This window comes from Sphingomonas panaciterrae (genome assembly GCF_036890205.1).
In the GTDB taxonomy this organism is placed as follows: domain Bacteria; phylum Pseudomonadota; class Alphaproteobacteria; order Sphingomonadales; family Sphingomonadaceae; genus Sphingomonas; species Sphingomonas panaciterrae.
On the sequence record NZ_JAKNQR010000004.1, the window covers coordinates 57,210 to 81,069 of the forward strand.

Sequence of the window (23,860 nt, forward strand, 5' to 3'; positions counted from 1 at the left end):
ACAGCATCCGCTTCTCCTTCGCCGACCGGCGCCAGCCCGGATGACCGCCCGGACGGCAGACCCGGCGATACCATCGTCATCGACGCGCGCAATCTGACGCTGGCGCTCGGCCGTCCGCCGGCCCGCACGCAGATCCTGCGCGGTATCGACCTCACGGTGCGGCAAGGGGAAAGCGTCGCGCTGCTCGGCCCGTCCGGATCGGGCAAATCGTCGCTGATGGCGCTCCTGTCGGGCATGGAACGGCCCACCGGCGGCAGCGTCAGCGTCGCCGGGCTCGAATTCGACCGGCTGAGCGAGGATCAGCTCGCAATCGCGCGGCGCGGCCGCATCGGCATCATCCTGCAGGCGTTCCACCTGCTGCCGACGATGACCGCGCTCGAAAATGTCGCCGTGCCGATGGAACTTGCCGGCATGGCGGAGCCGTTCGCCCGCGCCAAGGAGGAACTGACCGCCGTCGGCCTGGGCCATCGCCTGACCCATTATCCCGCCGAGCTGTCGGGCGGCGAGCAGCAGCGGGTCGCCATCGCCCGCGCACTCGCCCCGCGCCCCGCGCTCCTCTTCGCGGACGAGCCGACCGGCAATCTCGATGGCACGACAGGCGCCGCGATCATGGACCTGCTGTTCGCGCGCCATGCCGCCGCCGGCACCACGCTCTTCGTCATCACCCACGATCCCGCGCTCGCCGCGCGCTGCGGACGCGTGATCGCCCTGGCCGACGGTCGCATCGTCAGCGACAACGCCGCCGCATGACCAACGCCTGGCGGCTCGCGCTGCGTGATCTGCGCGCCGGCGGCCGCGGCTTGTGGCTGCTGCTGATCTGCCTCTTCCTCGGCACCGCCGCGCTGGCGGGCATTGGGTCGCTGTCGGCCTCGATCACCGGCGCGCTCGACGCGCAAAGCCGCCAATTGCTCGGCGGAGACCTCGAACTGCGCGTGTCGCAGCGCCGCGCCACCGTGGAGGAAAACGCCGCCTTCGCCAGCTTCGGCCGAACGTCGGAGACGATTGCCGTCAACACCATGGCCCAGCCGCTCACCGGCGGCACCCCGGCGTTGATCAACCTGCGCGCCGTCGACCATGCCTGGCCCTTGATCGGCCGCTTCACGCTGGAGCTGGGGGCTTTGCGCCCACGCCCTGCCGGCAACCAGGTGGCGATCGCCCCCGCACTGGCGCAGCGGTTGAACGTGAAGGTCGGCGACACCGTCCGGATCGGCGCCGCCCCGATGCGCATCATCGGCCTGATCGCCGACGAACCAGACGCCCTCGGGTTCAGCTTCGGGCCGACCGCCCTGGTTGACATGGCGGGGCTCGACGCCACCCGCGTGCTCCAACCCGGCAGCCTTTATCAGGCGCGCACCCGCATCCTGCTGCGCCCCGGCCTCGATCCGGCATCGGTCGGCAACACCGTCACCCGCCGCTACCCCAGCGCGGGGTGGAGCGCGCGGACGCCGGAGGATGCCTCCGGCAATGTGAAGCGCAGCATCGACCAATTGGGCCAGTTCCTGCTGCTCGTCGGCCTCGCCGCGCTGGTCATCGCCGGCATCGGCATCGGCAGCGGGGTCAGCGCCTATCTCGCCCGCAAGAGCCGGATGATCGCCACGCTGAAGGTGCTGGGCGCGCATTCGCGCACGATCGCCGCGGTGTTCCTGATCCAACTCGGGCTGGTGGCCTTGCTGGCGGTGGTCGCCGGCCTGGCGCTCGGCACCGCGATCCCGTGGCTGGTCGCGCAGCTCGCCGGGGACGCGCTGCCGGTGCCACCACGCCTCGGCATCTATCCCGCGCCGCTGCTGGTCGCGGCTGGCCTCAGCCTGCTCGTTGCCCTCCTCTTCTCGCTGCCCGCGCTTGCGCGCGCGCGCTCGGTCCCGGCGGCCAGCCTGCTGCGCGACGCCATCGGCAGCGTGACGCGGCCGTCGCCCCGCGTCCTCGCCGGCATGGGCGTCGTCCTTGCCCTGCTCGTCGCGCTGACCGTGCTGACCGCCAGCAACCGCGCGATCGCCCTGGGATTCACCGCCGCAACCGGGGCTGTGCTCGCGCTGCTCTGGCTGCTCGGGATCGCGTTGCGCGCGGCGTTGTCCCGCCTTCCCCGCCCGCGCCGCCCCTTGTTCCGGCTGGCGCTCGCCAATCTCTATCGTCCGGGTGCTCAGACCGACCGGCTGGTCGTTGCGCTCGGCCTCGGCTTCTCCCTGTTCGTGGCGCTCGCCGTCATCGACACCAGCCTGTCGAACGAGCTCGCCAGCGCCGCGCCGGCCAAGGCCCCCCGCTTCTTTGCCATCGATGTGCAGCCGGAGGATGAACCTGCCTTCCGGGCCGCCGTCCGCCGCGCCGCCCCTGCCGCGACGATCGAGGCGGTGCCCTCGCTGCGCGGCTCGATCGTCGCGCTCGAGGGGCAACGCGTGGCGGACATGAAGAACCTGCCGGAGGATGCATGGATCGTCCGCGGCGACCGCACCATCACCTGGTCCGCCACCGTGCCGCCGCGCAACAGCGTGGTCGCGGGCACATGGTGGCCGCGCGACTATCGCGGTCCGCCGCTCATTTCGCTGGAGGATCGCGCCGCGCAGCAGCTCGGCCTGAAGGTCGGCGACACGATCACCGTCGCGGTGCTCGGCGTCGATGTCCCCGCCCGTATCGCCGCGCTGCGAAAGGTCGATTGGCAGGGGCTCGGCCTCAACTTCGCCCTGATCTTCTCCCCCGGCTATATCGAGGAAGCGCCCCACGGCATCCTCGCCAGCGTCTATGCCCCCGCCGGCCGCGACGGCGCGATCGCGGGTGAAGTGGCCCGCGCGCTCCCCTCCGTCACCATGCTCCGCACCGGCGACGTGATCGGCCAGATCAGCGAATTGCTCGGCCGCGTCGCCATCGCGATCCGCGCCGCGGCCGCCGTCACCGTCGTTGCCGGCATTGTCGTCCTCATCGGCGCGGTAACCGCCTCGGGACAATCGCGGCGATACGACACTATCATCCTGAAGCTGCTGGGCGGCAGCCGCGCGCAGCTCCTCACCGGGCAGGCACTGGAATATGCCCTCCTCGCTTTCCTGCTCGCCGGGGTTGCTTTGCTCATTGGCATGGCGGGGGGCTGGTACGTCGTCACCCAGGTGCTCGATCTGACATGGGCGCCCGACCCGCTCGTGGTCGCGCTGACGCTTGGCGCCGCGATCGTCGCGACGCTCGGCATCGGCGTGCTCAGCAGCTTGCCCGCACTGCGCGCCTCCCCCGGAGAGGGGCTGCGCAGCGACTGAGGCACGCGCCCCGCGCGACGATCATCGTTCCCTGTCCGTTCCCACGCTGCTATGGCGTGCCGCATGTCCGGCGGTCCGACTCGAAAGATCATCCATGTCGACATGGACGCCTTTTTCGCGTCGGTGGAACAGCGCGATGATCCCGCGCTGCGCGGCCGTCCCGTCGCGGTCGGCCATGCCGCGGCGCGCGGCGTCGTTGCCGCCGCCAGCTACGAGGCGCGTGCCTTTGGCGTGCGCAGCGCACTGCCCTCGGTCACGGCGCTCCGCCGCTGTCCCGACCTCATCTTCGTCCCGCCACGCTTCGACGTGTACAAGGCCGTCTCGCGGCAGATCCATGCGATCTTCGCCGAATTCACTCACCTCATTCAGCCCTTGTCGCTCGACGAGGCCTATCTCGACGTAACCGAGAACCGCGCCGGCCTCCCCACCGCCTGGGCCACCGCAAAGGCAATCCGCGCGCGCATCCTGGAGGAAACCGGCCTCACCGCCTCGGCCGGCGTATCGTACAACAAGTTTCTAGCGAAGCTCGCCTCCGACCATCGCAAGCCGAACGGCCAGTTTGCGGTAACGCCCGACATGGGCGCCGCCTGGGTCGAAACGCTTCCCGTCTCGCGCTTTCACGGCGTCGGCCCCGTCACCGCCGCAAAGATGAAGCGGCTCGGCATCGAAACCGGCGCTGACCTGCGCGCCAAGTCGCGCGACTTCCTAGAACGGCATTTCGGCAGTTCCGCCGACTGGTATCATGCCATCGCACGCGGCATCGACGACCGCCCGGTCAATCCCAACCGGGTGCGTAAATCCTCCGGCTCGGAAACCACCTTCGACCGCGATCTCACCGACCCGCAGGAGATTGAGGCCGGCATCATCCGCATGGCCGACGACGTCTGGGCGTGGTGCGAAAAGGCGCAGGCCTTCGGCCGTACCGTGACCGTGAAGATCAAGTTCCAGAGCTTTCGCCAGATCACCCGCAGCCGCAGCCACAGCCAGGTGGTGGACAGCCGCGACCTGCTGGTCAGCGCCAGCCTCGATCTCGTCCGCTCGATCTACCCGCCCGAAACCGGCATCCGGCTGGTCGGCGTCACCGTCTCGAACTTCGACACTGCCGCCCGCGACGATCCCCAGGATCTGCCGCTGTTCGACGCCGCCACGTCCTGATCGGCGGGATCAGCGCCCCGGCATCGAAAAGGACGGCGGATCGCTCGCGGGGAAGCTTTCGTCCGACGCCTCGTCCACTTCGGACCAGCGCGGCTGCGGATCGCGGATCGCCTCGGGCCCAGCGTCGCGCACCTGGCTGAAGCCGCCCTGTTCGCCCGCTGGCCGGGCCAGTGCCGCGGGCGGCGCGGAGGCCACTTGGTCGCGACGATCGTCCTCGTCATCCTCCTCGCGGCGCAGGCGTCCGGCGGCATAGCCCAGCACCAGCGCGACCAGGATCCACGGCAGCATGGTGCTGCGCGTCTCCCGGGCCCGATCGCGACCGCCCGGCGCCGGGCGGAGCGCTTCGGCATAGGCGACGCCGGACACCTCCTCGACGACAATGACCTCGTCCACCGTGTCGACCGTTCGGTGATAGCCCGGTGCCGCGCGATCCGCCGCGCCCTCACCGCGCATGCCATTGTCGCCAGGCGCCTGGTGGTTGGAGGAATCCGCCATGCCATAGATGCGCGTGTCGGGGTCGGCCATCGGATTGCCTCCTGGCGGCTATCGTTTCTGCGTCACGGAACAAGCCGTGACGCCGCATCCCGGTTCCGCATCCCGCCTGCGCTTTTAACCTGAGTCAGGGTTTCTCTTCCCTAGATTCCCCGCGCCTCCGGCACATCGAGCGCGCTCAGCCGCGCCTCATGCCCCGCGCGGTCGATGCGGTAGAATTTCCACACCGCGATCGACAGGAAACTGAGCGCCGTGACCAATGTCAGGAACGTCCAGCCAAGCGACGCCAGCGTTTCCGCCGGCACCTGCCCCGGCAGCGCGCGGGGCGGAAAGGCGATCAGCGTCAGGATCATGCCGCCCATCACCGTTCCCATCGCGGTAATCAGCTTCTGGATGAACTGGTCGGCCGCCGTGATCAGCCCCTCCGACCGCCGCCCGGTCTTTGCCTGCGCATCCTCCACGATGTCCGCGATCATCGAACTGACCAGGATGAACCCACCATAATAGAGCACCGCCGAGGAGAAGGCGAAGCCGATCAGCGTCGGCAGCAGCCGCGGATCGCCATTGTCGAAAAACATTCCGGACAGCCGCAGCAGCAGCGGCGTGTTGACGAGGATCGTCCCTACGAAGAACAGCCCCATGCATGCCGGCTTCTTGCCGAACCGCCGCGACAGCATCGCGCCGACGATGGCCCCGAACGGCGTCGCGACGAACCCCGCGACCGTGGTGAGCAGCAAGGCCGACGCCGGCAGCCCCCAGATGAACGTCGCGACATAGGCTTCCAGCACGGTACGGATGCCAAAGCCGATGCCGGCAAGCGCCCCCGCGATCACCGCCACAGCCATGTTCCGGTTGCGCAGCGTCTCCGCCGCCTCGCGCAGCGACTGGCGCCACCCGCCGGTGCGCTCGGGCGGCTCGTACAGGACGCTGCGGTACCGCCGCGTGCCGAATGCGTTGACGAACATCGCGGTCAGCATCAGCAGCGCGGACGCAATCCCCAGCTTGCCATAGCCTGATCGTACCAGCTGCCCGACCGCGCCGGCCTCGGGCGACAGGAACCAGCCGAGGCCAAGGAAGGCGGTGATCATCGCCCCCACCGTGCCCAGCACCCAGCGCCAGGCGACCAGATTGGTGCGCACATGATATCCCGGCGCCAGTTCCGGCGTCAGCGCATTGGCCGGCACCTCGAAGAAACTGTAGCACAGGTTCAGCAGCATGGCGCACGCCAGCAGCCAGGCAAAGGTCATGCCGGGCGACATGCCGACCGGCGGGTTCCACAACATCGCGCACAGGATCGCGGTCGGGATCGGTGCGGCGAACATCAACGTGTGCCGCCGCCCCCAGCGCGATCGCAGGGTATCGGAAAAATGCCCGATCGCCGGGTCCCACACCGCATCGAAGGCGATGACGATGCCCAGCGCAAGGCTCACCGTCCACGCCTCCAGCCCGACGACCTGGCTGTAGAACAGGAGCATCAGCGACCTGAGGTAGATGATCGATCCGCCCGCAATCGCGCCGGACCCATGCGCGACCTTCGTCGACAACGGCAGGGACGCGGGCGCAGGCCGTCTCGGTGTCTCCGCCACGCCGGCTGCAATGGTGGCCATGATCCTCTCCTACCGTGCGCCTGGATGCCCCAGGCTTGCCATGCCGTGCAGCGGCGCCCCCATGCTGGGGCGTCCGCTGCGGAACTTCAGAACCTGAATTGCACTTCCACCCCGGCCTGGCGGGGGAAGGTGTAACTGTAGACTTGGCGGTAATTGGTCCCCGCGCCGGTCGAGAAGGCACCGTCATAGCCCAGCGTGTCGAACAGGTTGCGGGCGTAGAGGATCACGGTGATGCCATCGTCCGGCCGTGTGTAGGTGATGCGCGCATCGACCTGGTCCCACCCCGGCGCACGGCTGATCGGGCTTTCGAACACCGAATAATAAGCGTCCGACCGATAGGCGTAGCTCGCCGCCAGGAAGATGTGGTCGTTGGCGCCCACCTCGATATCGTAGAGGCCGGAAATGGCGACCTTGTGCTTCGATGCCGCGGGCAACCGGTTGCCGGTGATGTCCTCCAGGATGTTGCCCGGCATCCCCTCATCGTCGAACCGCCGCGGGGCACGCAAGATCTTGGTGTCGTTGAACGAATAATTGGCGGAGATTTCCAGCGACCGCGTGACGTTCCACGCGCTCTCCACCTCGATGCCCCACGACCGCGACTTGTTGATGTTGAAGAAATTGGTCGTGGTCAGCGTCGATCCCGGCCGCACCACCACGATCGGAATCTGCGCATTCTTGTAGTCGTAATAGAAACCGGTGACGTTCAGCATCAGCGACGACAGCGGGCGGCTTTTCACGCCCACTTCGAACGCGTCGACGATCTCCTTGTCGACCACCGGGCTGTCGGCATAGCTCCCCAGGTTGAACCCGCCCGCCTTCAGGCCGCGGCTGTAGCTGCCGAACACCAGCGTGTCGTTGTTCGCCTTCCAGTCGAGCCCCAGCCGCCAGGAAAAGCCCGACCAGCTATCCTCCAGCTCGCGCGTCGCCGCCCCAACACCGGGCAGGTTTAGGAGGAAGCGGGTGAGGTCCTGCGCCGCCGCCGCCGCGCCGCACGCGCCCAGCCCCACGACGGTCGCATCCGCCCCCGGCGTCAGCGTGCAATAGGTCGCCGCGCCCGCGGGCTGCCACTGGATCACGCGATAGCTTTCGAACCCGCGCTTCTTGTCCCAGGAATAGCGCAGGCCAGCGGTCGCCTTCAGATCATCGACCAGCTCGTAATCAACCTGGCCAAACCCCGCGAGGCCATCGGTGCGCAAATCCCCCGACCCCTCGTAAAAGGCGCGCCGCGGGTTGGTGGGGCAATTGGGCACGATCGCGAAGGTCCCCGGCGCAACGCAGATCGGCGCCGCAATCCGCTGACTCAGCGTGTCGCTATTGTCGCCATCGACGAACCAGGTGACTGGCTGGAAGTATTTCTCGTGGAATTGATACGCGCCGACGATCCAGTTGAACCGCCCCTGCGTCGCATTGGATAACGTCAGCTCGTTGGTGTAGTACTTCTTGTCTTCCTGATAATCCTGCACATAGGTTGCATTGTAGGAATAGGTACGGAACGCATTGGCCAGCCCGAATGGCGCCAATGCCGGGATCGGCGCAGAACCGAAATTGGTCACCACCAGCTGGTTGGCGGTATAATCCAGGTCGGCAAACGCCTGATATTTATACTGTGTGTACCCCCCGACATATTTCAGCGCCACGCCGCCGATATCCGCGGTGAAGTTCGCGACGATGGTATGATTGTCGCTCAGCAGCGACTGGTTCAGCGTGTTGCTGTTGATCCGCCGCGGGTCGGTGACCGATGGATTGGGAACACCATAGCCGAATGCCGCTGCCGGGGTCAGCGAACTGTCCGTCGCCCCGTCAATGTCATTGGTGACATAGGGGCTGACCTGCGCGCCGATCGGATTGCTGTCGTTCCACTCGGCATGGCTGTATTTCAGCCACAACTGCGTGGTGTCGGAAAAATCATACTGAAGCTGACCTTCCAGGAAGAAGCGATTGACGAACCCCTCGTCGCGGGACGTCGCGGTGCGCGCGATATTCTCGTACCGCGACCCCGTCGCCCGCGTGACCTGCGCGGACAGCCGGGCCTTCAGCCCGCCCACGATCGGCCCCGACAGATACCCTTCCGATACCAGCTGCAGATTATCGACGGACGAGCGCCACTCTCCGGCCTGCTCTTCCGTAGGCCGTTTTGAAATGACGTTGATGGCACCGCCCACCGAGTTGCGGCCGTAGAGCGTTCCCTGCGGCCCGCGCAGGAACTCCACCCGCTCGACGAACATCGGCGTCTTGGATGCCTCGGCATTGGACGCGGTGTAGAAACCGTCATTGTAGATCGCGACGCCGGGGTCGGATCCGATCGTGTTGGTCAGCCGCCCGATGCCGCGCAGCGACAGCCGGTCGAGCGACGATGAAAAGGTCAGCCCGGGCGTGAAGTTCGCGAAATCTTGGATCGACCGGATGCCGCGCCGGTCGCGGTCGCTCGATTCAAAGACGCTGATCGCGATCGGCACGTCCTGGATCGCTTCGGCCCGGCGTTGCGCGGTGACGACGATGTCGTTGATTGTCGCAAGATCGAATGGCGCCGGCGGCCCCGCCTGTGGCCCCGCCTGTGGCCCCGCCTGTGGCCCAGCCTGTGGAGCGCCGGCAACGCCTCCTGGCGCCGGGGGATTGCCGGGGTCGCTCGGGGGAACCGCCTGCACGCCCCCTTGCTCGCTCGCGTGCGCCGCCGCATGCCCACTCAGCAGCGCGATCGCTGTCGCGCCTGCCCGCATCCTCGCCTTCATCGCCGTTCCTCCTCCTGAAAGAGGCGGCCGGGGGCGCTCGCGTCGCTCCCGTGTCCGCTAGACCAAGGTCATCAGCTTCTCGTTTCCATGTATTGAGGGGCTCACCGCGCCATTCGGACGCGCGATGCGGGATGCCGTCGTCGACCACGCCAGCCACCGCCACCTGCTTGTGCGCCGCAGGATGTTCGATGCCGAAGGGTCGAGACGAAAGAGTGAAGGATCACACGCGTGGTGGCCGATGCCTCGCGGCATCGTTGCGCCGATCGACGGCCCGATGGGCCCGATCCGGCATGCCTGACCGATGGCCGGCGCGAATGGTTCCGCGTACCGCCGCATGATCTTCCTCTCCGTAACCAGTTTTGGAAGAACTGTCGCGACTGTCAAGTTTCAATAATGGCTATGGGTAGTGCCACGCGCCGAAATGGCCTATGTTCGTGCCGTGACACGCAGGATCTCCTCGGATCACGATCGTACCGCCCGCTTCACGCAGCGGCGCTCGCAGATCCTCGATGCGGCATCGGCGCAGATCAACCGCCACGGCGCGCGCGGCATGACGCTGACTGCCGTCGCCAGGGCGCTCGGCCTCGATACCAGCAGCGTGACTTATTATTTCAAGCGCAAGGATCAGCTCGCCGCCGCCTGCTACGAACGAACGCTCGACTGGGCGCTCGACACGGCGCGGGAGGCAGCACGCCAGCCGACCGCCGAGGCGCGGGTCCGCCACCTGATCGCCGCGCAATTCGATCTCTATCGCCGCGCGCGCGAGGGGAAGGCCGGCGACTTCGCCGTCCTGTCCGACATCGGCGCGCTGGACGCCAAAATCCGCGAGCCGCTGGAGGCGGCCTATTTCGAAAGCTTCGCGATCATCCGCGGCTTCTTCGCCCCTGCGGGCACGCCGGCATCGGGATCGCGCTCGGCCATCGCCGCGACTCACCTCGCCGCCAGCCTGCAATGGCTCCCCGCCTGGATCGACCGCTATCAGACACGTGATTTCCCGCGGGTGGAGGAGCGGCTCTACGACGTCCTCGCGCACGGCCTCGCGCGCGGCGCGGCGCCCTGGCCGGTTAGCGTCGAACCGCTGCCGGTGGATGCGGCGGACAGCGCGCAGGGCCGCTTCCTCGCCGCCGCCACCCGTCTCATCAACGCCCATGGCTATGCCGGCGCCAGCGTGGAGCGGATCGCGGCCGAGCTGGGGGTCAGCACCGGCAGCTTCTACCACCATCTCGACAACAAGGACGATCTGGTCCTCGCCTGCTTCCGGCGCTCCTTCGACACGATCGAGGCGGCTCAGGCTGAAGGGGACAGGCTTGGCCATGATGAGGGCGAGCGCCTCGCCATCAGCCTCGCGTCGCTGATCGGCCTTCAGTTCACCGACGACAGCCCGCTGCTGCGAATGAGCGCCTATCAGGCGCTGCCACTGGAGCTTCGCAGCGACATGCTCGCGCTCGCCGGGCAGCTCACCCGCCACGTCGCCGGCACGATCGCGGACGGCATTGCCGATGGCTCGATCCGCCCGGTCGACCCGCTGGTCGCCAGCCAGACGGTCATGGCGGCGGTCAGCGCGGCGTCCGACATGCGGCGCTGGGCGCAGGCGCGCGATCCGGTCGCGGCGGTGCAGGCCTATCTCGAACCGTTGCGGGCCGGAATTTTCCACTAGGCGGCCGCCGCTGACGCAGGCGAGGCCAATGGTCTCCGCTATCGATCCGCCGCCGTCGCCGCCGGGCCCGGGGGCGGCGCCCCGAACGTCGCCCAGTCATCCTCCCCGCCCGGGTGCGGCGGATCGCCCGCAATACTGTTCGGCTCGACGATCGCCCCGGTCCGCAGCCGGTGCAGGTGCACCTTGGCGATCATGTTCGCGGAGATCGGCGCAGTGATGAACAGGAACACGCAGATCAGCAGCTCGTGCGCCGTCCACACCCCCAGCCGCGCCTGGAAAAAGATCATCGATCCGATCAGCAGCGCGCCCAGCCCCAGCGTCGTCGCCTTGGTCGGCCCATGCAGCCGCTCCATCGTCGATGGCAACCGCACCAGCCCCCAGCTGCCGATCAGCACGAACGCCGCGCCCAGCAGGATCAGCAAGGCAATCAGGGCCTCCACCGCCATGCTCATTCGACGATGTCCCCACGCAGCACGAACTTGCAATAAGCGATCGTGCTGACGAACCCTACCATCGCCATCAGCAACGCCGCCTCGAAATAGGCGTTGGTCTCCCCGATCATCCCGATCAGGATGATGATCGCGATCGCATTGATCACCATCGTGTCCAGCGCCACGATCCGGTCGCCCAGCGCCGGACCGCGCATCAGCCGCCAGCAATTGCACAACAGCGCCAGGGACACGGCGGCAAAGGCGAGGTGGAGCGCCGTCCCGATCATGCGAACACCCGCTGCAACCGCGCCTCGTACCGCTGCTTGATGCGCGCGATCTCGGCTTCGGGATCGGGCACATCCAGCGCATGGACCAGCAGGAAGCGGCCGTCCGCCGACACGTCGGACGACACCGTCCCCGGCGTCAGGCTGATCGTCCCCGCCAGCACCGTGATCGCCTCGGGCGTGTCGAGCTCCAGCGGAATCACCAGCCAGCGCGCGCGCAGGTCGCGATTGCGGCGGAACAGGATGACAGCAGCGACCTGGAAATTGGCCACCACGATGTCGAACAGCACGATGGCCGTATAGACCAGCAGGTCGCGGCCGAACCGCACCTTCGGCCGGTCGGGCCAGAACGGCGCGGTGAAGCGCGGCAGCACCACCGCGAAGACGGCGCCCAGCACCAGCGCCCCGACCGACAGGGTGTTGGCCATTAACAGCCAGATGACGAGCAGCAGGGCCGACAGGCCGGGATGGGGCAACAGCTTCCTCATCGCCCGTCCGCCGATCCCAGCGTCGCCGTGATATAGGCCTGCGTGTCGAAAAGCTGGTCGGCCGCCGCCACTGCCCAGCCGCTCGCCGTGCCCGCCGCGATCGTCAGCGCAACCAGCGCGGCAATCGCTAGTGCGGGCCCGAGAAACGCGGCGCGCGACAATGGCGCGGCGGTGATCGCCGCCGCACCCGGCGCCGCCGCCTTCCAGAAGATCGTGCTGCCGGTGCGCGCGAACCCGATCACCGCCAGCAAGGTGGTGACAAGGATGGTTGCCCAGATCGCAGCCTGGGCCGGCATGTCCGCCGTGGCACGCAGCATCAGCAGCTTGCCGATGAAGCCCGACAAGGGCGGCAGCCCCGCCGCCGCGATCGCCGCCGCCAGGAACAGGAATCCCGTCGCCTGCTGCCCCGCGAAGCGCGGGGCCGCGACCGCCGCCTCGCCATATTGACCGCGCAGCCGCAGCGTCACGTCCGCGACCAAGAACAGCGCCGCGCCGGCAAAGGTCGAATGCATCAGATAATATATCGCGGCCGCCGTGGTCACCGGCGTCCAGTCGGACAGGATCAGCATCACCGTGCCGGTCGATCCCATTACCGCAAACGCCGCCTGCTCACGCAAGCCCCGCGCCGCCAGCACCCCGGCAAAGCCGAGCGCCGCCGTCAGCAGCGCGGCGGGAAACAGCCAGGGCGACGGCACCCATGCCGCTGCGCCTGCGCCGGCGCCGAAGATCAGCGGCACCACACGGATCAGGGCATAGACACCCACCTTTGTCATGATCGCGAACAACGCCGCCACGACGGGCATGGTCGCACTATAGGTCCGCGGCAGCCACAGGTGCAGCGGCACCGCCGCCGCCTTCAGCGCAAAAACCACCGTCAGCAGCAGCCCCGCCGCCCGCATCAGGCCAGCGTCGCCAGGCGGCACCTCCGTCACCCGCCGCGCCAGATCGGCCATGTTGAGCGTACCGGTCAGCCCGTACAGCAGGCCCAGCGCGATCAGGAACAGCGCTGATCCGACAATATTGACGATGACATAGGCCACCCCCGCCTTCAGCCGCGCCGCGCCCTGCCCGTGCAGCATCAGGCCATAGGATGCGATCAGCAGGACCTCAAAAAACACGAACAGGTTGAACAGGTCGCCGGTCAGGAATGCGCCGTTCAGCCCCAGCAGTTGAAACTGGAACAAGGGATGGAAATGCCAGCCGCGCCGATCAGCGCCGGTCGCGAGCGCATGAACCATCACGATCACGCCCAGCACCCCCGCCAGCACCAGCATGGCGGTGGACAGGCGATCGAGCACCAGGACGATCCCGAACGGTGCCGGCCAATTGCCCAGCGGATAGGTGCGGATCACCCCATCGGCCGCCTGCGCGAACAGGACGATGCCCGCCAGCAGCGACAGGATGCAGCCTGTCAAAGAGACACCCGCGCCCAGATGGCGGCGCCGACGCATCACCAGCAGCGCCACCGCCGCCGTGATCGCCGGCAGCACCACCGGCGCGATCACCAGTTGATCGGCCAGCGTCATGGCTGGTCCTCGATCTCGTCGGGCTCGATCCGCCCATCGACCTGGTCGGAGCCGCTTTCGAGGAAGCTGCGCAGCGACAGGATGACCACCAGGGCGGTCATGCCAAAGGTGATGACGATCGCGGTCAGGACCAGCGCCTGGGGCAGCGGATCGGTGTGTTCCGCCACCGCCTTGTCATACAGTGGTGGTCGATTGACGATCAGCCGCCCGACCGCGAACAGGAACAGGTTCACCGCATAGGACAGCAGGGTCAGGCCCAGCACGACTTGAAAGGTGCGGCCCCGCAGCGACAGATACACGCCGCCCGCGACCAGCGCGGCGATGGCGGTCGCCACCAGGAATTCCAGGCTCATGCCGCGCCCCCGTCGTCGGGCTGGCGTGCCGCGCGCTGCGCCACATGGCTCAATTGCGCGAGCGCCATGGTGACCGCGCCCAGCACCACGCAGGCAACGCCCGTATCGAACAGCATTGCCGTCGCCAGCTCGAACTCGCCGATCAGCGGCAGGTGGAAATAGCCGAAGCTGCTCGACAGGAACGGCGCACCAAAGGCGAGCGAGCCAAGCCCCGTCGCCACCGCGATCAGGACGCCAAAGGCGATCAGCGGATGCTCGCCGATCTTTCGCCGCTCGTCGGTCCAGTCGAAACCGGACGCCAGATATTGCAGCAGGATGGCGATGGCGAACACCAGCGCCGCGACGAACCCGCCACCGGGCTGATTGTGGCCACGCAGGAAGATGTAAATGCCGACCAACAATGCGATCGGCAGCAGCAGCCGCGTCACCATCACGAACATCACCGGGTGGCGTTCGGGCGAATGCGGCATGTCGCTGCGCCACGCGCGCAGCCGCCGCCCCGCGACGCCGCGCACCGCCGGCTCTAGCAGCGCAAAGATCGCCAGCCCGGCAATGCCAAGCACGATGATCTCGCCCAACGTGTCAAAGGCGCGAAAATCGACGAGGGTCACGTTGACCACATTGGTCCCGCCCCCACCGGCGTAGCTGTTCGCCCAATGGAAGGCGGAAATCGTGTCGCCCTGCACCCGCGTCATGATCGCCCAGGCGCCCACGCCAGCGGCGCCGCCGACGAACAGCCCGAGCAGCCCGTCACGCACTCGCCGCCCCCTGCCCGACAGCAACCGCGGCGTCTTGGGCATCAGGTGAAGCGCGAGCAGCAGCAAAAGGATCGTGACCACTTCGACCGCGATCTGGGTCAGCGCCAAGTCCGGCGCGGACAGATGGATGAACGCCAGCGCCATCACCAGCCCGATGACGCTGATGAAGATCAGCACCAGGAACCGCTGCCGATGCATCAGGACAACCGCCAGCGTCGCGACCAGCAGCAGCAGCCAGGCAATGATTGCGGTCATGCTCGCCGGCGTTGTCGCCCGGTCGCCGGTGACGATCGTGCCGGCCACGCCGGCGCCATCGACGGCGAACAGCGCCGCGACCGCGAAAACCATCAGCAGCGCGCGTTGCAGCGACGGCGCGTGGATGGTGAGCGTCATCCGCCGCGTGGCGGCTATCAACGCCTCAAGCCAATGCTCGAACAGCCTCTTCGCATCTGGCGTCTTCCACGCCCGGACGCGTCGTTCCAGCAGCGGATAACCCGACAACAGCAGGGCACCGACCAGTACCGCACCGATACTCAGCACCAGGGCGACGTTGACCCCGTGCCAAAGCGCAAGGTCGACTTTCACCGCTGCGCCACCGGTCACTGCCGCTGCGGCCTCGATCACCAGCGGCCCGGCAATCGCCATCGGCAGCAGCCCCAATGCCAGCGCCAGGACAGCCAGCAGCAGCGAGGGTCCCAGCATCAGCGCGCCGGGGTCATGCGGCGCCGGCACATCGCCGGTGCGCGTACGTCCGACATAGAGGCCGATGGCGTAGCGCAAGGAATAGGCCACCGACAGCGTCGCACCGATCGCCGCCAGCGCCGGTACCAGCCACGGCTGCCCCAACGCCACGGTATGGGCGCTCTGCTCCAGCATCATTTCCTTGGAAATGAACCCGCCAAGCGGTGGCAGCCCGGCCATCGCCGCGGCAGCCAGCGTGCCGCCAACTGCGGTCAGCGGCATCAACTGCGCCAGCCCGCCCAGCCGACGGATGTCGCGCGTTCCCGTCTCGTGATCGACGATCCCCGCGTTCATGAACAGCGCAGCCTTGAACGCGGCATGGTTGAGGATGTGGAATATCGCCGCCACTACCGCCGCGGGCGTCGCAAAGCCGAGCAGCATCACCATCAGGCCCAACTGGCTGATCGTCGAATAGGCCAGGATCGCTTTCAGATCGTCACGGAACAATGCGACGCTCGCGCCGAAGATCAACGTGACCAGCCCGGTGGTCGCCACCAGCGCGAACCACAAATCGGTACCGGCCAGCACCGGCCACAGCCGCGCGAGCAGGAACACGCCCGCCTTCACCATCGTCGCCGAATGCAGATAGGCGCTCACCGGGGTTGGCGCGGCCATCGCGTGCGGCAGCCAGAAGTGAAACGGGAATTGCGCCGATTTGGTGAACGCGCCCAGCAGGATCAGCGTCAGTATTGCCGGGTAGAGCGGCGATTGCTGCACCAGTTCGCGCTGAGCCAGCACTGCGGGCAGCTCATAGGAGCCGGCGACCTGCCCCAGCAGCAGCACCCCGGCGATCAGCGCCAGCCCGCCGCCGCCCGTCACGGCCAGCGCCATCCGCGCACCCTGTCGCGCGTCGGCCCGGTCGCGCCAGAAACCGATCAGGAGGAACGACGACAGGCTCGTCAGTTCCCAGAAGATCAGCATCAGCAGCAGGTTGCTCGACAGGGCAATGCCGATCATCGCGCCCTGGAACAGCATCAGGAACGACAGGCACCGCCCCGTCGCCTCCGCCCGCGCCAGATATCCTTGCGCATAGATGACGACGAGCAGGCCGATGCCAAGGATCAGCCCGGCGAACAGTAGCCCCAGCGGATCAAGCCACAGGCTGACGTCGAGGCCGAGCGCCGGTACCCACGGCACCTGCACCGCAATCGGCGCGCCTGCCAGAACCTCCTGCGCACGCGACAGCAGCAGCGCCAGCCCGGTCGCACTGGCCGACGCCGCAATGGCGACGTGCACCGAGCGCGGAAAGCGCGCCAACAGGCCGATCGCGACTGCGGCTGCGAACGGCAGCGCCAGAAGAACAAGAAGGGTCAAACGAGATCCTGCATCGTCTGGCCCCTCTTACATGCCTGCGCGCTCAGGTCGACCTGCGTTGATCCGCCGACCAAGCCAGCGCCGTGACGTGTCAGTCTGGCAGGGCGGCGGTGGCGATGATCTCCACCTTATAGTCCGGGGATGCGAGCTTCACCTCGCCCGTCGCGCGGGTCGGGGCATTGCCGCCGCCGATCCACTCTTCCCACACCATGTTCATGGCGTCGAAGTCGGCGATGTCCGCCAGCCAGATCGTCGCATGCAGCAGGTTCGACTTGTCGGTCCCGGCCAGGGCCAGCAGTGCGTCGATTTCGGCCAAAGTTGTCCGGGTCTGGGCCGAAATGTCCTCGCCGGGATTGCCCACCTGGCCGGACAGATACACGGTACGGCCGTGAATCACGACCTGGCTCATCCGGCCATCCTGGTCGATCCGGGTAATCGTCATCGCGTTTCTTCCCTTCAGTAGCGGTCGAGGCCCAGCCCATCGACGGGAATGGGCGGCTGCTTTCCGCTGATCATCGCCGCGGCAACCGCGCCCGATCCGCACGCCATCGTCCACCCCAGCGTGCCGTGGCCGGTGTTGAGGAACAGGTTCTTCACCTTTGTGGCGCCGATGATCGGCGGGCCGTCCGGCGTCATCGGGCGCAGCCCGCTCCAATACCCGGTCTCGCGCGTTTCCGCCGCGCCCGGGAAGAGATCGTTTAGGCAATGGAGCAACGTCGCCTCGCGGCGCGGGGGGAGCGAGCGGTCAAATCCGGAAATCTCCGCCATGCCCCCGACGCGGATCCGATCGCCCAATCGCGTGATCGCGATCTTGTACGTTTCGTCCAGCAGCGTCGATTCCGGTGCACGCGTCGTATCGGTGATCGGCACGGTGATCGAATAACCCTTGACCGGGTACACCGGCACCCGCAGCCCAACCGGCGCGACGACGTGCGGCGAATAGCTGCCCATCGCCACCAGATAGGCGTCGCCGCGGATCACCCCGGCGCTCGTCCGAACGCCGGTAATCGCTCCGCTTGCCTGCTCCAGCGCCTCCACGTTGGTGGACCAGCGGAAATCCACCCCCTCGGCCGCCAATCGCTCGGCAAGCTTGGTCGTGAAGATGTGGCAATCCCCGGTCTCATCATTGGGCAGACGAAGGCCGCCGGCGATCAGGTGCCGCGACGAGGCAAGACCCGGCTCCGCCCGCACGCAGCCATCGGCGTCCAGCAGTTGGAATGGTACGCCGTAGGAGCGAAGCACCTCGACATCCTTCGCGCTGCCCTCAACCTGCTTGGTCGTACGGAACAGCTGCAGCGTACCCTGCGCCCGTTCGTCATAGGCGATGCCCAGGCTCGTGCGCAGCGCGCGCAATTCATCGCGGCTGAACTCCGCCAGTCCCACCATGCGGCTCTTGTTCAGCGCGTAACGCTCCTCGGTGCAGTTGCGCAGCATCATCGCCAGCCACGCCAGCATCTGCGGGTCCAGCTTGGGCCGCAGGATCAAGGGCGCGTGGCGCATCATCAGCCATTTGATTGCCTTTGCCGGGATGCCGGGCGCTGCCCAGGGTGAGGCATAACCGGGCGAAATCTCGCCCGCATTGCCGAAGCTGGTTTCCAGCGCGGCGGCAGGCTGGCGGTCGACCACGACCACCTCATGCCCCTCCTGCCGAAGATAGTAAGCAGCAGTCACGCCGATCACACCGGCGCCGAGAACGACGACCTTCAACGTACCTCTCCAGCGATGCAGGCGGTGGCCATGCCGTGCTCCTTGTAGAAGCGCGCGTGCCGCCGGCCCAGGCTTGTCAAAATTTCGTAGGGGATGGTGCCGGCATCCGCGGCGACCTGGTCCAGGCTCTGCCCAGGGCCGATCAGTTCGACGAGGTCACCCTCGCCCAGCGCGCCCTCGTCCAGCGCGGTAATATCGACCATGATGCTGTCCATCGAGACCCGGCCGACGATCGGCAGTCGCTTGCCGTCGTGCCATGCAGCGCCCCGGTTGCTCAGCGCGCGCGGCCAGCCGTCCGCATAACCAATGGCCAGCGTCGCCAGCCGCCGCGTATCCGGTGCGGTGTAGGTCAACCCATAGCCTACGCCGGTGCCAGCAGCGATCTGGCGCGTCTGCAGGATGCGCGCGCGCAGGCCCACCACCGGCTGGATCACCGCCGCGCCCGGCGGCAGTGGCACGCCGTACAGGGCAATTCCGGCACGCACGACGTCATTGTGGAAAGCCGCCGGCAAGGCGCTTCCGAAACTGTTCGCGATCGATCGCGGCACGCCGGGGAATAGCGCGGTAAGCGCATCGAAGGTGCTCAATTGCGCGGCATTGCTCGGCGCACCCGGCTCGTCGGCCGATGCGAGGTGGGTCATCACCAGCCGCAGCTCCACCTCCGTGGCAAAGCCCGGATCACAGGCCACCCGCCGCGCTGTGGCGCCATCCACGCCCAGACGCGACATCCCGGTGTCGAACTGCAGCGCAGCCGGCAAACGCTGCCCGCGCCGACGCGCCGCCTCACGCCACCGCTGGAGCGCGCCGGGCGCATTGAGCGCCGGAACGAAGCCATGGTCTGCGCAGAGGTCCTCTGCCCCCCGATCGAGCCCGTTCAGGATCACGAGCGTGCAATCGTCGCCAAGAACGTCGTGAAGCTCGATTGCTTCGCACAATTGCGCGACAAAGAACGTCCGGCATCCCGCTTGGTACAGGGCCGGTACGGCGCGCCGTGCGCCAAGGCCATAAGCGTCCGCCTTGACGACGGCGCCGCATTGCGCGGGCGCGACATGATCGCGCAGGTTCCGGTAGTTTGCCGCGAGCGCGTCCAGATCGATCGTCAGCTCGCTGGAAAAGGTCATTTCGTGCGTCATCGCCCTTGGCATTATTACGCGCATGGTGGATGCGGCACCTGCAAATGTCCGCTCCTTTCTGCGACGGATGTTGCGAAATATGGTGTTCATTAGCAAAAACCGCTCAGTCTTCGAAGGATTCTGCAACCATGCTCGACGCGGTGGATCGTCGCATCCTGAACCAGTTGCGGCTCAACGCGCGGATCACGAATACGGCCCTCGCGCGGGAGGTCGGATTGTCGGAATCCGCTTGCCTTCGACGGCTGAAGATCATGGAGAAATCGGGCGTCATCCGCGGCTACACTGCCGTGGTCGCTGGCGTCGATACGGATGAGGGGACGGTCGCCATCGTCCAGGTCGAATTGCTGCGCCAGTCCGAGGAATATCTCTCCCGCTTCGAGGCCGCGATGCGCAAACATGCCCAGATTCGCGAATGGTACCTGCTCACCGGGATGGGCGATTACCTACTCCGCGTGCAGATCGCCGACATGGAGGATTATGCGACCTTCCACCGCGAAGTGCTCTCGCGGCTGCCGGGGGTCTCGCGCATCACGTCCAGTTTCGCGATGCGCAGCCACCGCAAGGCCTGAGGTCACGCGGCGCCTGGATCAGGCGACGGCAAGCTCGCGAAACGGCGCGCCGGTGCATGCGCGCACCTCGTCCCGCGTGACGCCGGGTGCCAGCTCAACCAGGGTCAGCCCCTCCTCACCGCATTGCATGACGCACCGGTCCGTGATCACCAGATCGACGCAGCGCGCGCCGGTCAGCGGCAGGGTGCAATTCTCCAGCACCTTCGGCTTCCCGTGCTTCGACACGTGATCCATCACCACTATCACGCGCTTCACGCCGGCCACCAGGTCCATCGCCCCGCCGACGCCCTTCACCATCGCGCCCGGTATCGTCCAGTTCGCGATGTCACCGCGCGCCGAGACTTCCATCGCCCCAAGGATGGTCAGGTCGATATGCCCGCCGCGAATCATCGCGAAGCTGTCGGCGGAGGAGAAGAAGCTTGATGTCGGCAGCAGGCTAATCGTCTGCTTGCCCGCATTGACCAGGTCGGGATCAACCTCATCGTCATAGGGGAATGGCCCCATGCCCAGCATGCCGTTTTCCGACTGCAGGATCACGTCGATCCCTGCCGGAATGTGATTGGCCACCAGCGTCGGAATGCCGATGCCCAGGTTGACGTAATCACCATCGCGCAATTCGCGCGCGGCACGCGCCGCCATTTGGTCGCGAGTCCAGGCCATCACGCCACCTCCCGGGGTCGAGTCATCAGCTTCTCGATGCGCTTTTCGTTGATCGTGCATTGGACGATGCGGTCGACGTAGATGCCGGGCGTATGGACCAGATCGGGGTCGATGCTCCCGGCGGGCACGATCTCCTCCACCTCGACGACCGTGACTCGGGCTGCGGTCGCCATCTCGGGATTGAAGTTTCGCGCGGTGCGGCGGAACACCAGATTGCCCGCGGGGTCCGCCTTCCACGCCTTCACGATGGCAAGGTCTGCGCGCAGCCAAGTCTCGCGCACATAGTCCCGCCCCTCGAACATCTCCGCCGGCTTGCCTTCGGCCAGCAGGGTGCCCGCCCCCGTTGCGGTGTAGAAGGCGGGGATGCCAGCCCCGCCCGCACGGATGCGCTCCGCCAACGTCCCTTGCGGCGTCAGCTCCAGCTCCAGCTCGCCCGACAGATATTGCTGCTCGAACAGCTTGTTGTCGCCAACATAGGACGCGATCATCTTCGTGATCTGCCGCGATTGCAGCAGCATCCACAGGCCGAAGTTGTTCGCGCCCGCGTTATTCGAGATAACCGTCAGCCGCTGGACCCCGGAGGCCCTGATCTCGGGTATCAGGCTCTCCGGGTTGCCGGTCAGGCCGAAGCCGCCCGACATGATGGTCATACCGTCGAACAGCACGCCCTCCAGCGCCTGAGCCGGGCTGTCGTAGATCTTGGAGCGCATCGCCGTGCCTCAGGCCTGGTGGATTGCCTTGACGTTCAGGAACGGCTCCAGCCCCTCGCGCCCGCCCTCGCTGCCGAAGCCGCTGTGCTTGACCCCTCCGAACGGCGAATCCGCGCCGCTGATGGCAAAGCTGTTGATGCCCACCATGCCTGCCTCGATCGCATCCGACACACGCGCGGCACGGCGTCCGTTCTCGGTAAACATGAACGATGCCAGGCCATACGGCAGGCGATTGGCGCTGCTGATCGCCTCTTCCTCGGTGTCAAACGGCTGGATCAGGGCGACCGGGCCGAACGGCTCGTTCGACATGATGTCCGCCTCCAGCGGCACGTCGGCCAGCACGGTCGGCTGATAGAAGAAGCCGCCATCGATCCGGCCGCCACCCGCCATCACCCTCGCGCCGCGCGACACGGCATCGTCGACCAGTGCCTCGATCGCATCCGGACGGCGGCCATGTGCCAGCGGGCCCATCTTCGTCTGCGGATCCATGCCATTGCCTACCGCCACGCCGCGCGTACGCTCGGCAAAGCCGTTGGCGAACTTCTCATAGATGCTGCGCTGAACGTAGAAGCGGGTCGGCGATACGCACACCTGCCCTGCATTGCGGAACTTCTGCGGCACGACCATGTCGAGCGTACGCTCCAGATCGCAGTCATCAAAGATCAGCACCGGTGCGTGGCCGCCAAGCTCCATCGTCGTCCGCTTCAGATCTTCCGCTGCCAGCTTCATCAGGTGGCGACCGACAGGTACCGAGCCGGTGAAGCTCAACGCGCGGATCACCGGCGATCCCAGAACGTGCCGGCTGACGAGGTCCGGATCGCCGAACACCAGCTGCAGCACCTCGCCCGGCAAACCCGCGTCGAGCAGGCAGCGAACGGCAGCGCTGGTACAGCCGGGCGTTTCCTCCGGCGGCTTGGCCACGACCGAGCACCCTGCCGCCAGCGCGGGCGCCAGCTTCTTGATCATTAGATAGACCGGGAAATTCCACGGCGTGAACGAGGCGACCGGACCAACCGGCTGGCGAATGACGATCGATCGCGAACCCGCCGGCCGCATCAGCACGCGTCCTTCGATCCGGGTCGCTTCGGCGGCATAGAAATCGAGCAGCTCGGCGCTCGCGCCCACTTCGCCGCGCGCCTCACCGATCGGCTTGCCCTGCTCGGTGGTCAGCAAGGTGGCGATCGCCTCCACCCGCTCGCGCATCAGCGTCGCCGCCTTGCGCAGGACCGCCGCGCGCTGCGCAGGTTCGGTGTTGCGCCACGTCACGAAACCACGGCCGACCGAATCCAGCGCGCGGTCAAGATCGTCCTTGGAGGCGAGCGGTACCGCCGCGATCGCATCGCCGTTTGCCGGGTTCAGCACGGGCTGAGCATCGCGTCCTTCGCTGCCCTGCCACGCGCCGTCCACGAACAACTGCAATTCAGTATCGTAAGCCATAATCCTCCGCGCGGGACGATCGTTGCGTCCCGACTGTTGATGTTCGCATAGCGCCGGAAAGTTCGCTTTACGAGCAAAATTCGCGGCGATATGGCTCTACCATGACTGAAGCACTTAGCGGAAAGACCATCCTTCTGACCGGCGCGTCGAAGGGCATCGGGGCAGCAACGGCGCGCATCCTGCTCGATGCCGGCGCGCACCTGATCGCCCATTATGGCAGCGACGAAGCCGGCGCGCGGCGGGCAGTCGACGGCTTTCCGGAAGACCGCGTGACGCTGCTCTCCGCGAACCTGGGGGATCGGGCATCGACGCTCGCGCTGTGGGATGCGGCGCTTGCGTGGCGCGGGCGGATCGACGTGCTCGTCAACAATGCGGCGGTGATGCCGTTCAACGGAGCATTCGACGGGCCGGATGAGGATTTCGAGGCGGCGTGGGACCAGTCGTTGGAGGTCAACGTGCGCGGGCCAGCGCGGCTGATGCGCGCGGCCGTGAACCACTTCAAACAGGCCGGAGGTGGTGCGATCGTCTCCATTTCGAGCTGGGCAGCGCAGCGCGGCGTCACCAATCCGGCCACCATCGCTTACGGAGCGTCGAAGGCGGCGGTGCGATCCGCCACCCAGTCGATCGCGCGCGCCTACGCTCGCGACAATATCCAGGCCTATATCATCGCGCCCGGCGTCGTCCGCACGCGCTTGTCAGAGGAGTTTGCCGCCAGCCAGGGCGGCGAGGAGGCGGTCAACGCCACCTTGGCGAGCGGCGAATGGGTCACACCTGAGGAAGTCGGCAACATCGTCGCCTTCGTCGCCAGCGGCGCGGCGCGGCAGCTGTCGGGCGCGACGCTCGACGTGAACGGCGCGACGTACATCCGCTGAC

At 67.1% G+C, this 23,860-nt stretch carries 21 protein-coding genes; 6 read left to right on the plus strand and 15 right to left on the minus strand.

The window, feature by feature from the left end; all coding sequences use genetic code 11:
- Positions 1-72: 72 nt before the first annotated feature.
- From L8F96_RS12010 to dinB, 3 genes are all read left to right on the plus strand, one after another.
- The gene (locus L8F96_RS12010) at positions 73-750 is read left to right on the plus strand and encodes an ABC transporter ATP-binding protein (protein ID WP_417158982.1); all 678 of its coding nucleotides are present in this window, start codon (positions 73-75) and stop codon (positions 748-750) included.
- Positions 747-3,236: an ABC transporter permease gene (locus tag L8F96_RS12015; RefSeq protein WP_334656115.1), complete on the plus strand. Its 2,490-nt coding sequence runs from the start codon at positions 747-749 to the stop codon at positions 3,234-3,236. The genes L8F96_RS12010 and L8F96_RS12015 overlap by 4 nt, the downstream gene beginning before the upstream one ends.
- A gap of 63 nt (positions 3,237-3,299) precedes the next feature.
- Positions 3,300-4,391 (plus strand): DNA polymerase IV, encoded by a 1,092-nt coding sequence (dinB, locus tag L8F96_RS12020; RefSeq protein WP_334656116.1) that lies wholly within the window; start codon positions 3,300-3,302, stop codon positions 4,389-4,391.
- Positions 4,392-4,400: 9 nt separating this feature from the next.
- On the opposite strand, the gene L8F96_RS18600 is transcribed toward dinB, so the two are convergent.
- The 3 genes from L8F96_RS18600 to L8F96_RS12035 all read right to left on the minus strand — a co-directional run bounded on the left by L8F96_RS18600 (position 4,401) and on the right by L8F96_RS12035 (position 9,219).
- Positions 4,401-4,916: a hypothetical protein gene (locus L8F96_RS18600; RefSeq protein WP_417158986.1), complete on the minus strand. Its 516-nt coding sequence runs from the start codon at positions 4,914-4,916 to the stop codon at positions 4,401-4,403.
- Positions 4,917-5,026: 110 nt separating this feature from the next.
- Positions 5,027-6,490: an MFS transporter gene (locus L8F96_RS12030; protein ID WP_334656117.1), complete on the minus strand. Its 1,464-nt coding sequence runs from the start codon at positions 6,488-6,490 to the stop codon at positions 5,027-5,029.
- Positions 6,491-6,576: 86 nt separating this feature from the next.
- A complete protein-coding gene (locus L8F96_RS12035) occupies positions 6,577-9,219 on the minus strand; it encodes a TonB-dependent receptor (protein ID WP_334656118.1) in 2,643 nt (880 codons plus the stop codon).
- 406 nt (positions 9,220-9,625) lie between these two features.
- Here L8F96_RS12035 and L8F96_RS12040 point away from each other — a divergent pair, with 406 nt between their 5' ends.
- The gene (locus L8F96_RS12040; RefSeq protein WP_334656119.1) at positions 9,626-10,876 is read left to right on the plus strand and encodes a TetR/AcrR family transcriptional regulator; all 1,251 of its coding nucleotides are present in this window, start codon (positions 9,626-9,628) and stop codon (positions 10,874-10,876) included.
- A gap of 38 nt (positions 10,877-10,914) precedes the next feature.
- Here L8F96_RS12040 and L8F96_RS12045 read toward each other — a convergent pair whose 3' ends face one another.
- The 9 genes from L8F96_RS12045 to alr form a co-directional block, all read right to left on the minus strand.
- Entirely contained in the window at positions 10,915-11,328 is a 414-nt protein-coding gene (locus L8F96_RS12045) for a Na+/H+ antiporter subunit G (protein WP_334656120.1), read from the minus strand.
- On the minus strand, positions 11,325-11,594 hold the full coding sequence (locus L8F96_RS12050) for a K+/H+ antiporter subunit F (RefSeq protein ID WP_136451431.1): 270 nt from the start codon (positions 11,592-11,594) through the stop codon (positions 11,325-11,327). The genes L8F96_RS12045 and L8F96_RS12050 overlap by 4 nt, the downstream gene beginning before the upstream one ends.
- Positions 11,591-12,079, minus strand: a complete 489-nt coding sequence (locus L8F96_RS12055) for a Na+/H+ antiporter subunit E (protein ID WP_046411419.1) — start codon at positions 12,077-12,079, stop codon at positions 11,591-11,593. Before L8F96_RS12055 ends, L8F96_RS12050 begins: the two co-directional genes overlap by 4 nt.
- The gene (locus L8F96_RS12060) at positions 12,076-13,605 is read right to left on the minus strand and encodes a monovalent cation/H+ antiporter subunit D (protein ID WP_334656121.1); all 1,530 of its coding nucleotides are present in this window, start codon (positions 13,603-13,605) and stop codon (positions 12,076-12,078) included. Before L8F96_RS12060 ends, L8F96_RS12055 begins: the two co-directional genes overlap by 4 nt.
- Positions 13,602-13,958, minus strand: a complete 357-nt coding sequence (locus L8F96_RS12065) for a Na+/H+ antiporter subunit C (protein ID WP_186313973.1) — start codon at positions 13,956-13,958, stop codon at positions 13,602-13,604. The genes L8F96_RS12060 and L8F96_RS12065 overlap by 4 nt, the downstream gene beginning before the upstream one ends.
- Positions 13,955-16,771: a monovalent cation/H+ antiporter subunit A gene (locus tag L8F96_RS12070; protein ID WP_334656122.1), complete on the minus strand. Its 2,817-nt coding sequence runs from the start codon at positions 16,769-16,771 to the stop codon at positions 13,955-13,957. The genes L8F96_RS12065 and L8F96_RS12070 overlap by 4 nt, the downstream gene beginning before the upstream one ends.
- 91 nt (positions 16,772-16,862) lie before the next feature.
- Positions 16,863-17,213 (minus strand): RidA family protein, encoded by a 351-nt coding sequence (locus tag L8F96_RS12075; RefSeq protein ID WP_046411425.1) that lies wholly within the window; start codon positions 17,211-17,213, stop codon positions 16,863-16,865.
- Between the two features lie 14 nt (positions 17,214-17,227).
- Entirely contained in the window at positions 17,228-18,478 is a 1,251-nt protein-coding gene (locus L8F96_RS12080) for a D-amino acid dehydrogenase (RefSeq protein ID WP_145119701.1), read from the minus strand.
- The gene (gene alr / locus L8F96_RS12085) at positions 18,475-19,599 is read right to left on the minus strand and encodes an alanine racemase (protein ID WP_222119859.1); all 1,125 of its coding nucleotides are present in this window, start codon (positions 19,597-19,599) and stop codon (positions 18,475-18,477) included. The genes L8F96_RS12080 and alr overlap by 4 nt, the downstream gene beginning before the upstream one ends.
- Positions 19,600-19,739: 140 nt before the next feature.
- Here alr and L8F96_RS12090 point away from each other — a divergent pair, with 140 nt between their 5' ends.
- Positions 19,740-20,180, plus strand: coding sequence for an Lrp/AsnC family transcriptional regulator (locus tag L8F96_RS12090; RefSeq protein ID WP_046411430.1), 441 nt, complete (start codon positions 19,740-19,742; stop codon positions 20,178-20,180).
- 18 nt (positions 20,181-20,198) lie between these two features.
- Here L8F96_RS12090 and L8F96_RS12095 read toward each other — a convergent pair whose 3' ends face one another.
- The 3 genes from L8F96_RS12095 to L8F96_RS12105 are packed head-to-tail and all read right to left on the minus strand — an operon-like array spanning position 20,199 to position 22,987.
- Entirely contained in the window at positions 20,199-20,840 is a 642-nt protein-coding gene (locus L8F96_RS12095; RefSeq protein ID WP_145119705.1) for a 3-oxoacid CoA-transferase subunit B, read from the minus strand.
- On the minus strand, positions 20,840-21,550 hold the full coding sequence (locus L8F96_RS12100; RefSeq protein WP_334656129.1) for a CoA transferase subunit A: 711 nt from the start codon (positions 21,548-21,550) through the stop codon (positions 20,840-20,842). The genes L8F96_RS12095 and L8F96_RS12100 overlap by 1 nt, the downstream gene beginning before the upstream one ends.
- A 9-nt stretch (positions 21,551-21,559) precedes the next feature.
- Positions 21,560-22,987, minus strand: a complete 1,428-nt coding sequence (locus L8F96_RS12105; protein ID WP_334656131.1) for an NAD-dependent succinate-semialdehyde dehydrogenase — start codon at positions 22,985-22,987, stop codon at positions 21,560-21,562.
- Positions 22,988-23,088: 101 nt separating this feature from the next.
- Between L8F96_RS12105 and L8F96_RS12110 the strand changes: the two genes are divergently transcribed.
- Positions 23,089-23,859, plus strand: coding sequence for an SDR family NAD(P)-dependent oxidoreductase (locus L8F96_RS12110; protein ID WP_334656133.1), 771 nt, complete (start codon positions 23,089-23,091; stop codon positions 23,857-23,859).
- The last annotated feature ends 1 nt before the right edge of the window (position 23,860 follow it).

Coding starts and splice junctions, on each gene's coding strand:
- L8F96_RS12015 (WP_334656115.1), top strand. CDS start 747: ATGACCAACGCCTGGCGGCTCGCGCTGCGTGATCTGCGCGCCGGCGGC.
- dinB (WP_334656116.1), top strand. CDS start 3,300: ATGTCCGGCGGTCCGACTCGAAAGATCATCCATGTCGACATGGACGCC.
- L8F96_RS18600 (WP_417158986.1), bottom strand. CDS start 4,916: ATGGCCGACCCCGACACGCGCATCTATGGCATGGCGGATTCCTCCAAC.
- L8F96_RS12030 (WP_334656117.1), bottom strand. CDS start 6,490: ATGGCCACCATTGCAGCCGGCGTGGCGGAGACACCGAGACGGCCTGCG.
- L8F96_RS12035 (WP_334656118.1), bottom strand. CDS start 9,219: ATGAAGGCGAGGATGCGGGCAGGCGCGACAGCGATCGCGCTGCTGAGT.
- L8F96_RS12045 (WP_334656120.1), bottom strand. CDS start 11,328: ATGAGCATGGCGGTGGAGGCCCTGATTGCCTTGCTGATCCTGCTGGGC.
- L8F96_RS12050 (WP_136451431.1), bottom strand. CDS start 11,594: ATGATCGGGACGGCGCTCCACCTCGCCTTTGCCGCCGTGTCCCTGGCG.
- L8F96_RS12055 (WP_046411419.1), bottom strand. CDS start 12,079: ATGAGGAAGCTGTTGCCCCATCCCGGCCTGTCGGCCCTGCTGCTCGTC.
- L8F96_RS12060 (WP_334656121.1), bottom strand. CDS start 13,605: ATGACGCTGGCCGATCAACTGGTGATCGCGCCGGTGGTGCTGCCGGCG.
- L8F96_RS12065 (WP_186313973.1), bottom strand. CDS start 13,958: ATGAGCCTGGAATTCCTGGTGGCGACCGCCATCGCCGCGCTGGTCGCG.
- L8F96_RS12075 (WP_046411425.1), bottom strand. CDS start 17,213: ATGACGATTACCCGGATCGACCAGGATGGCCGGATGAGCCAGGTCGTG.
- alr (WP_222119859.1), bottom strand. CDS start 19,599: ATGACCTTTTCCAGCGAGCTGACGATCGATCTGGACGCGCTCGCGGCA.
- L8F96_RS12090 (WP_046411430.1), top strand. CDS start 19,740: ATGCTCGACGCGGTGGATCGTCGCATCCTGAACCAGTTGCGGCTCAAC.
- L8F96_RS12095 (WP_145119705.1), bottom strand. CDS start 20,840: ATGGCCTGGACTCGCGACCAAATGGCGGCGCGTGCCGCGCGCGAATTG.
- L8F96_RS12100 (WP_334656129.1), bottom strand. CDS start 21,550: ATGCGCTCCAAGATCTACGACAGCCCGGCTCAGGCGCTGGAGGGCGTG.
- L8F96_RS12105 (WP_334656131.1), bottom strand. CDS start 22,987: ATGGCTTACGATACTGAATTGCAGTTGTTCGTGGACGGCGCGTGGCAG.
- L8F96_RS12110 (WP_334656133.1), top strand. CDS start 23,089: ATGACTGAAGCACTTAGCGGAAAGACCATCCTTCTGACCGGCGCGTCG.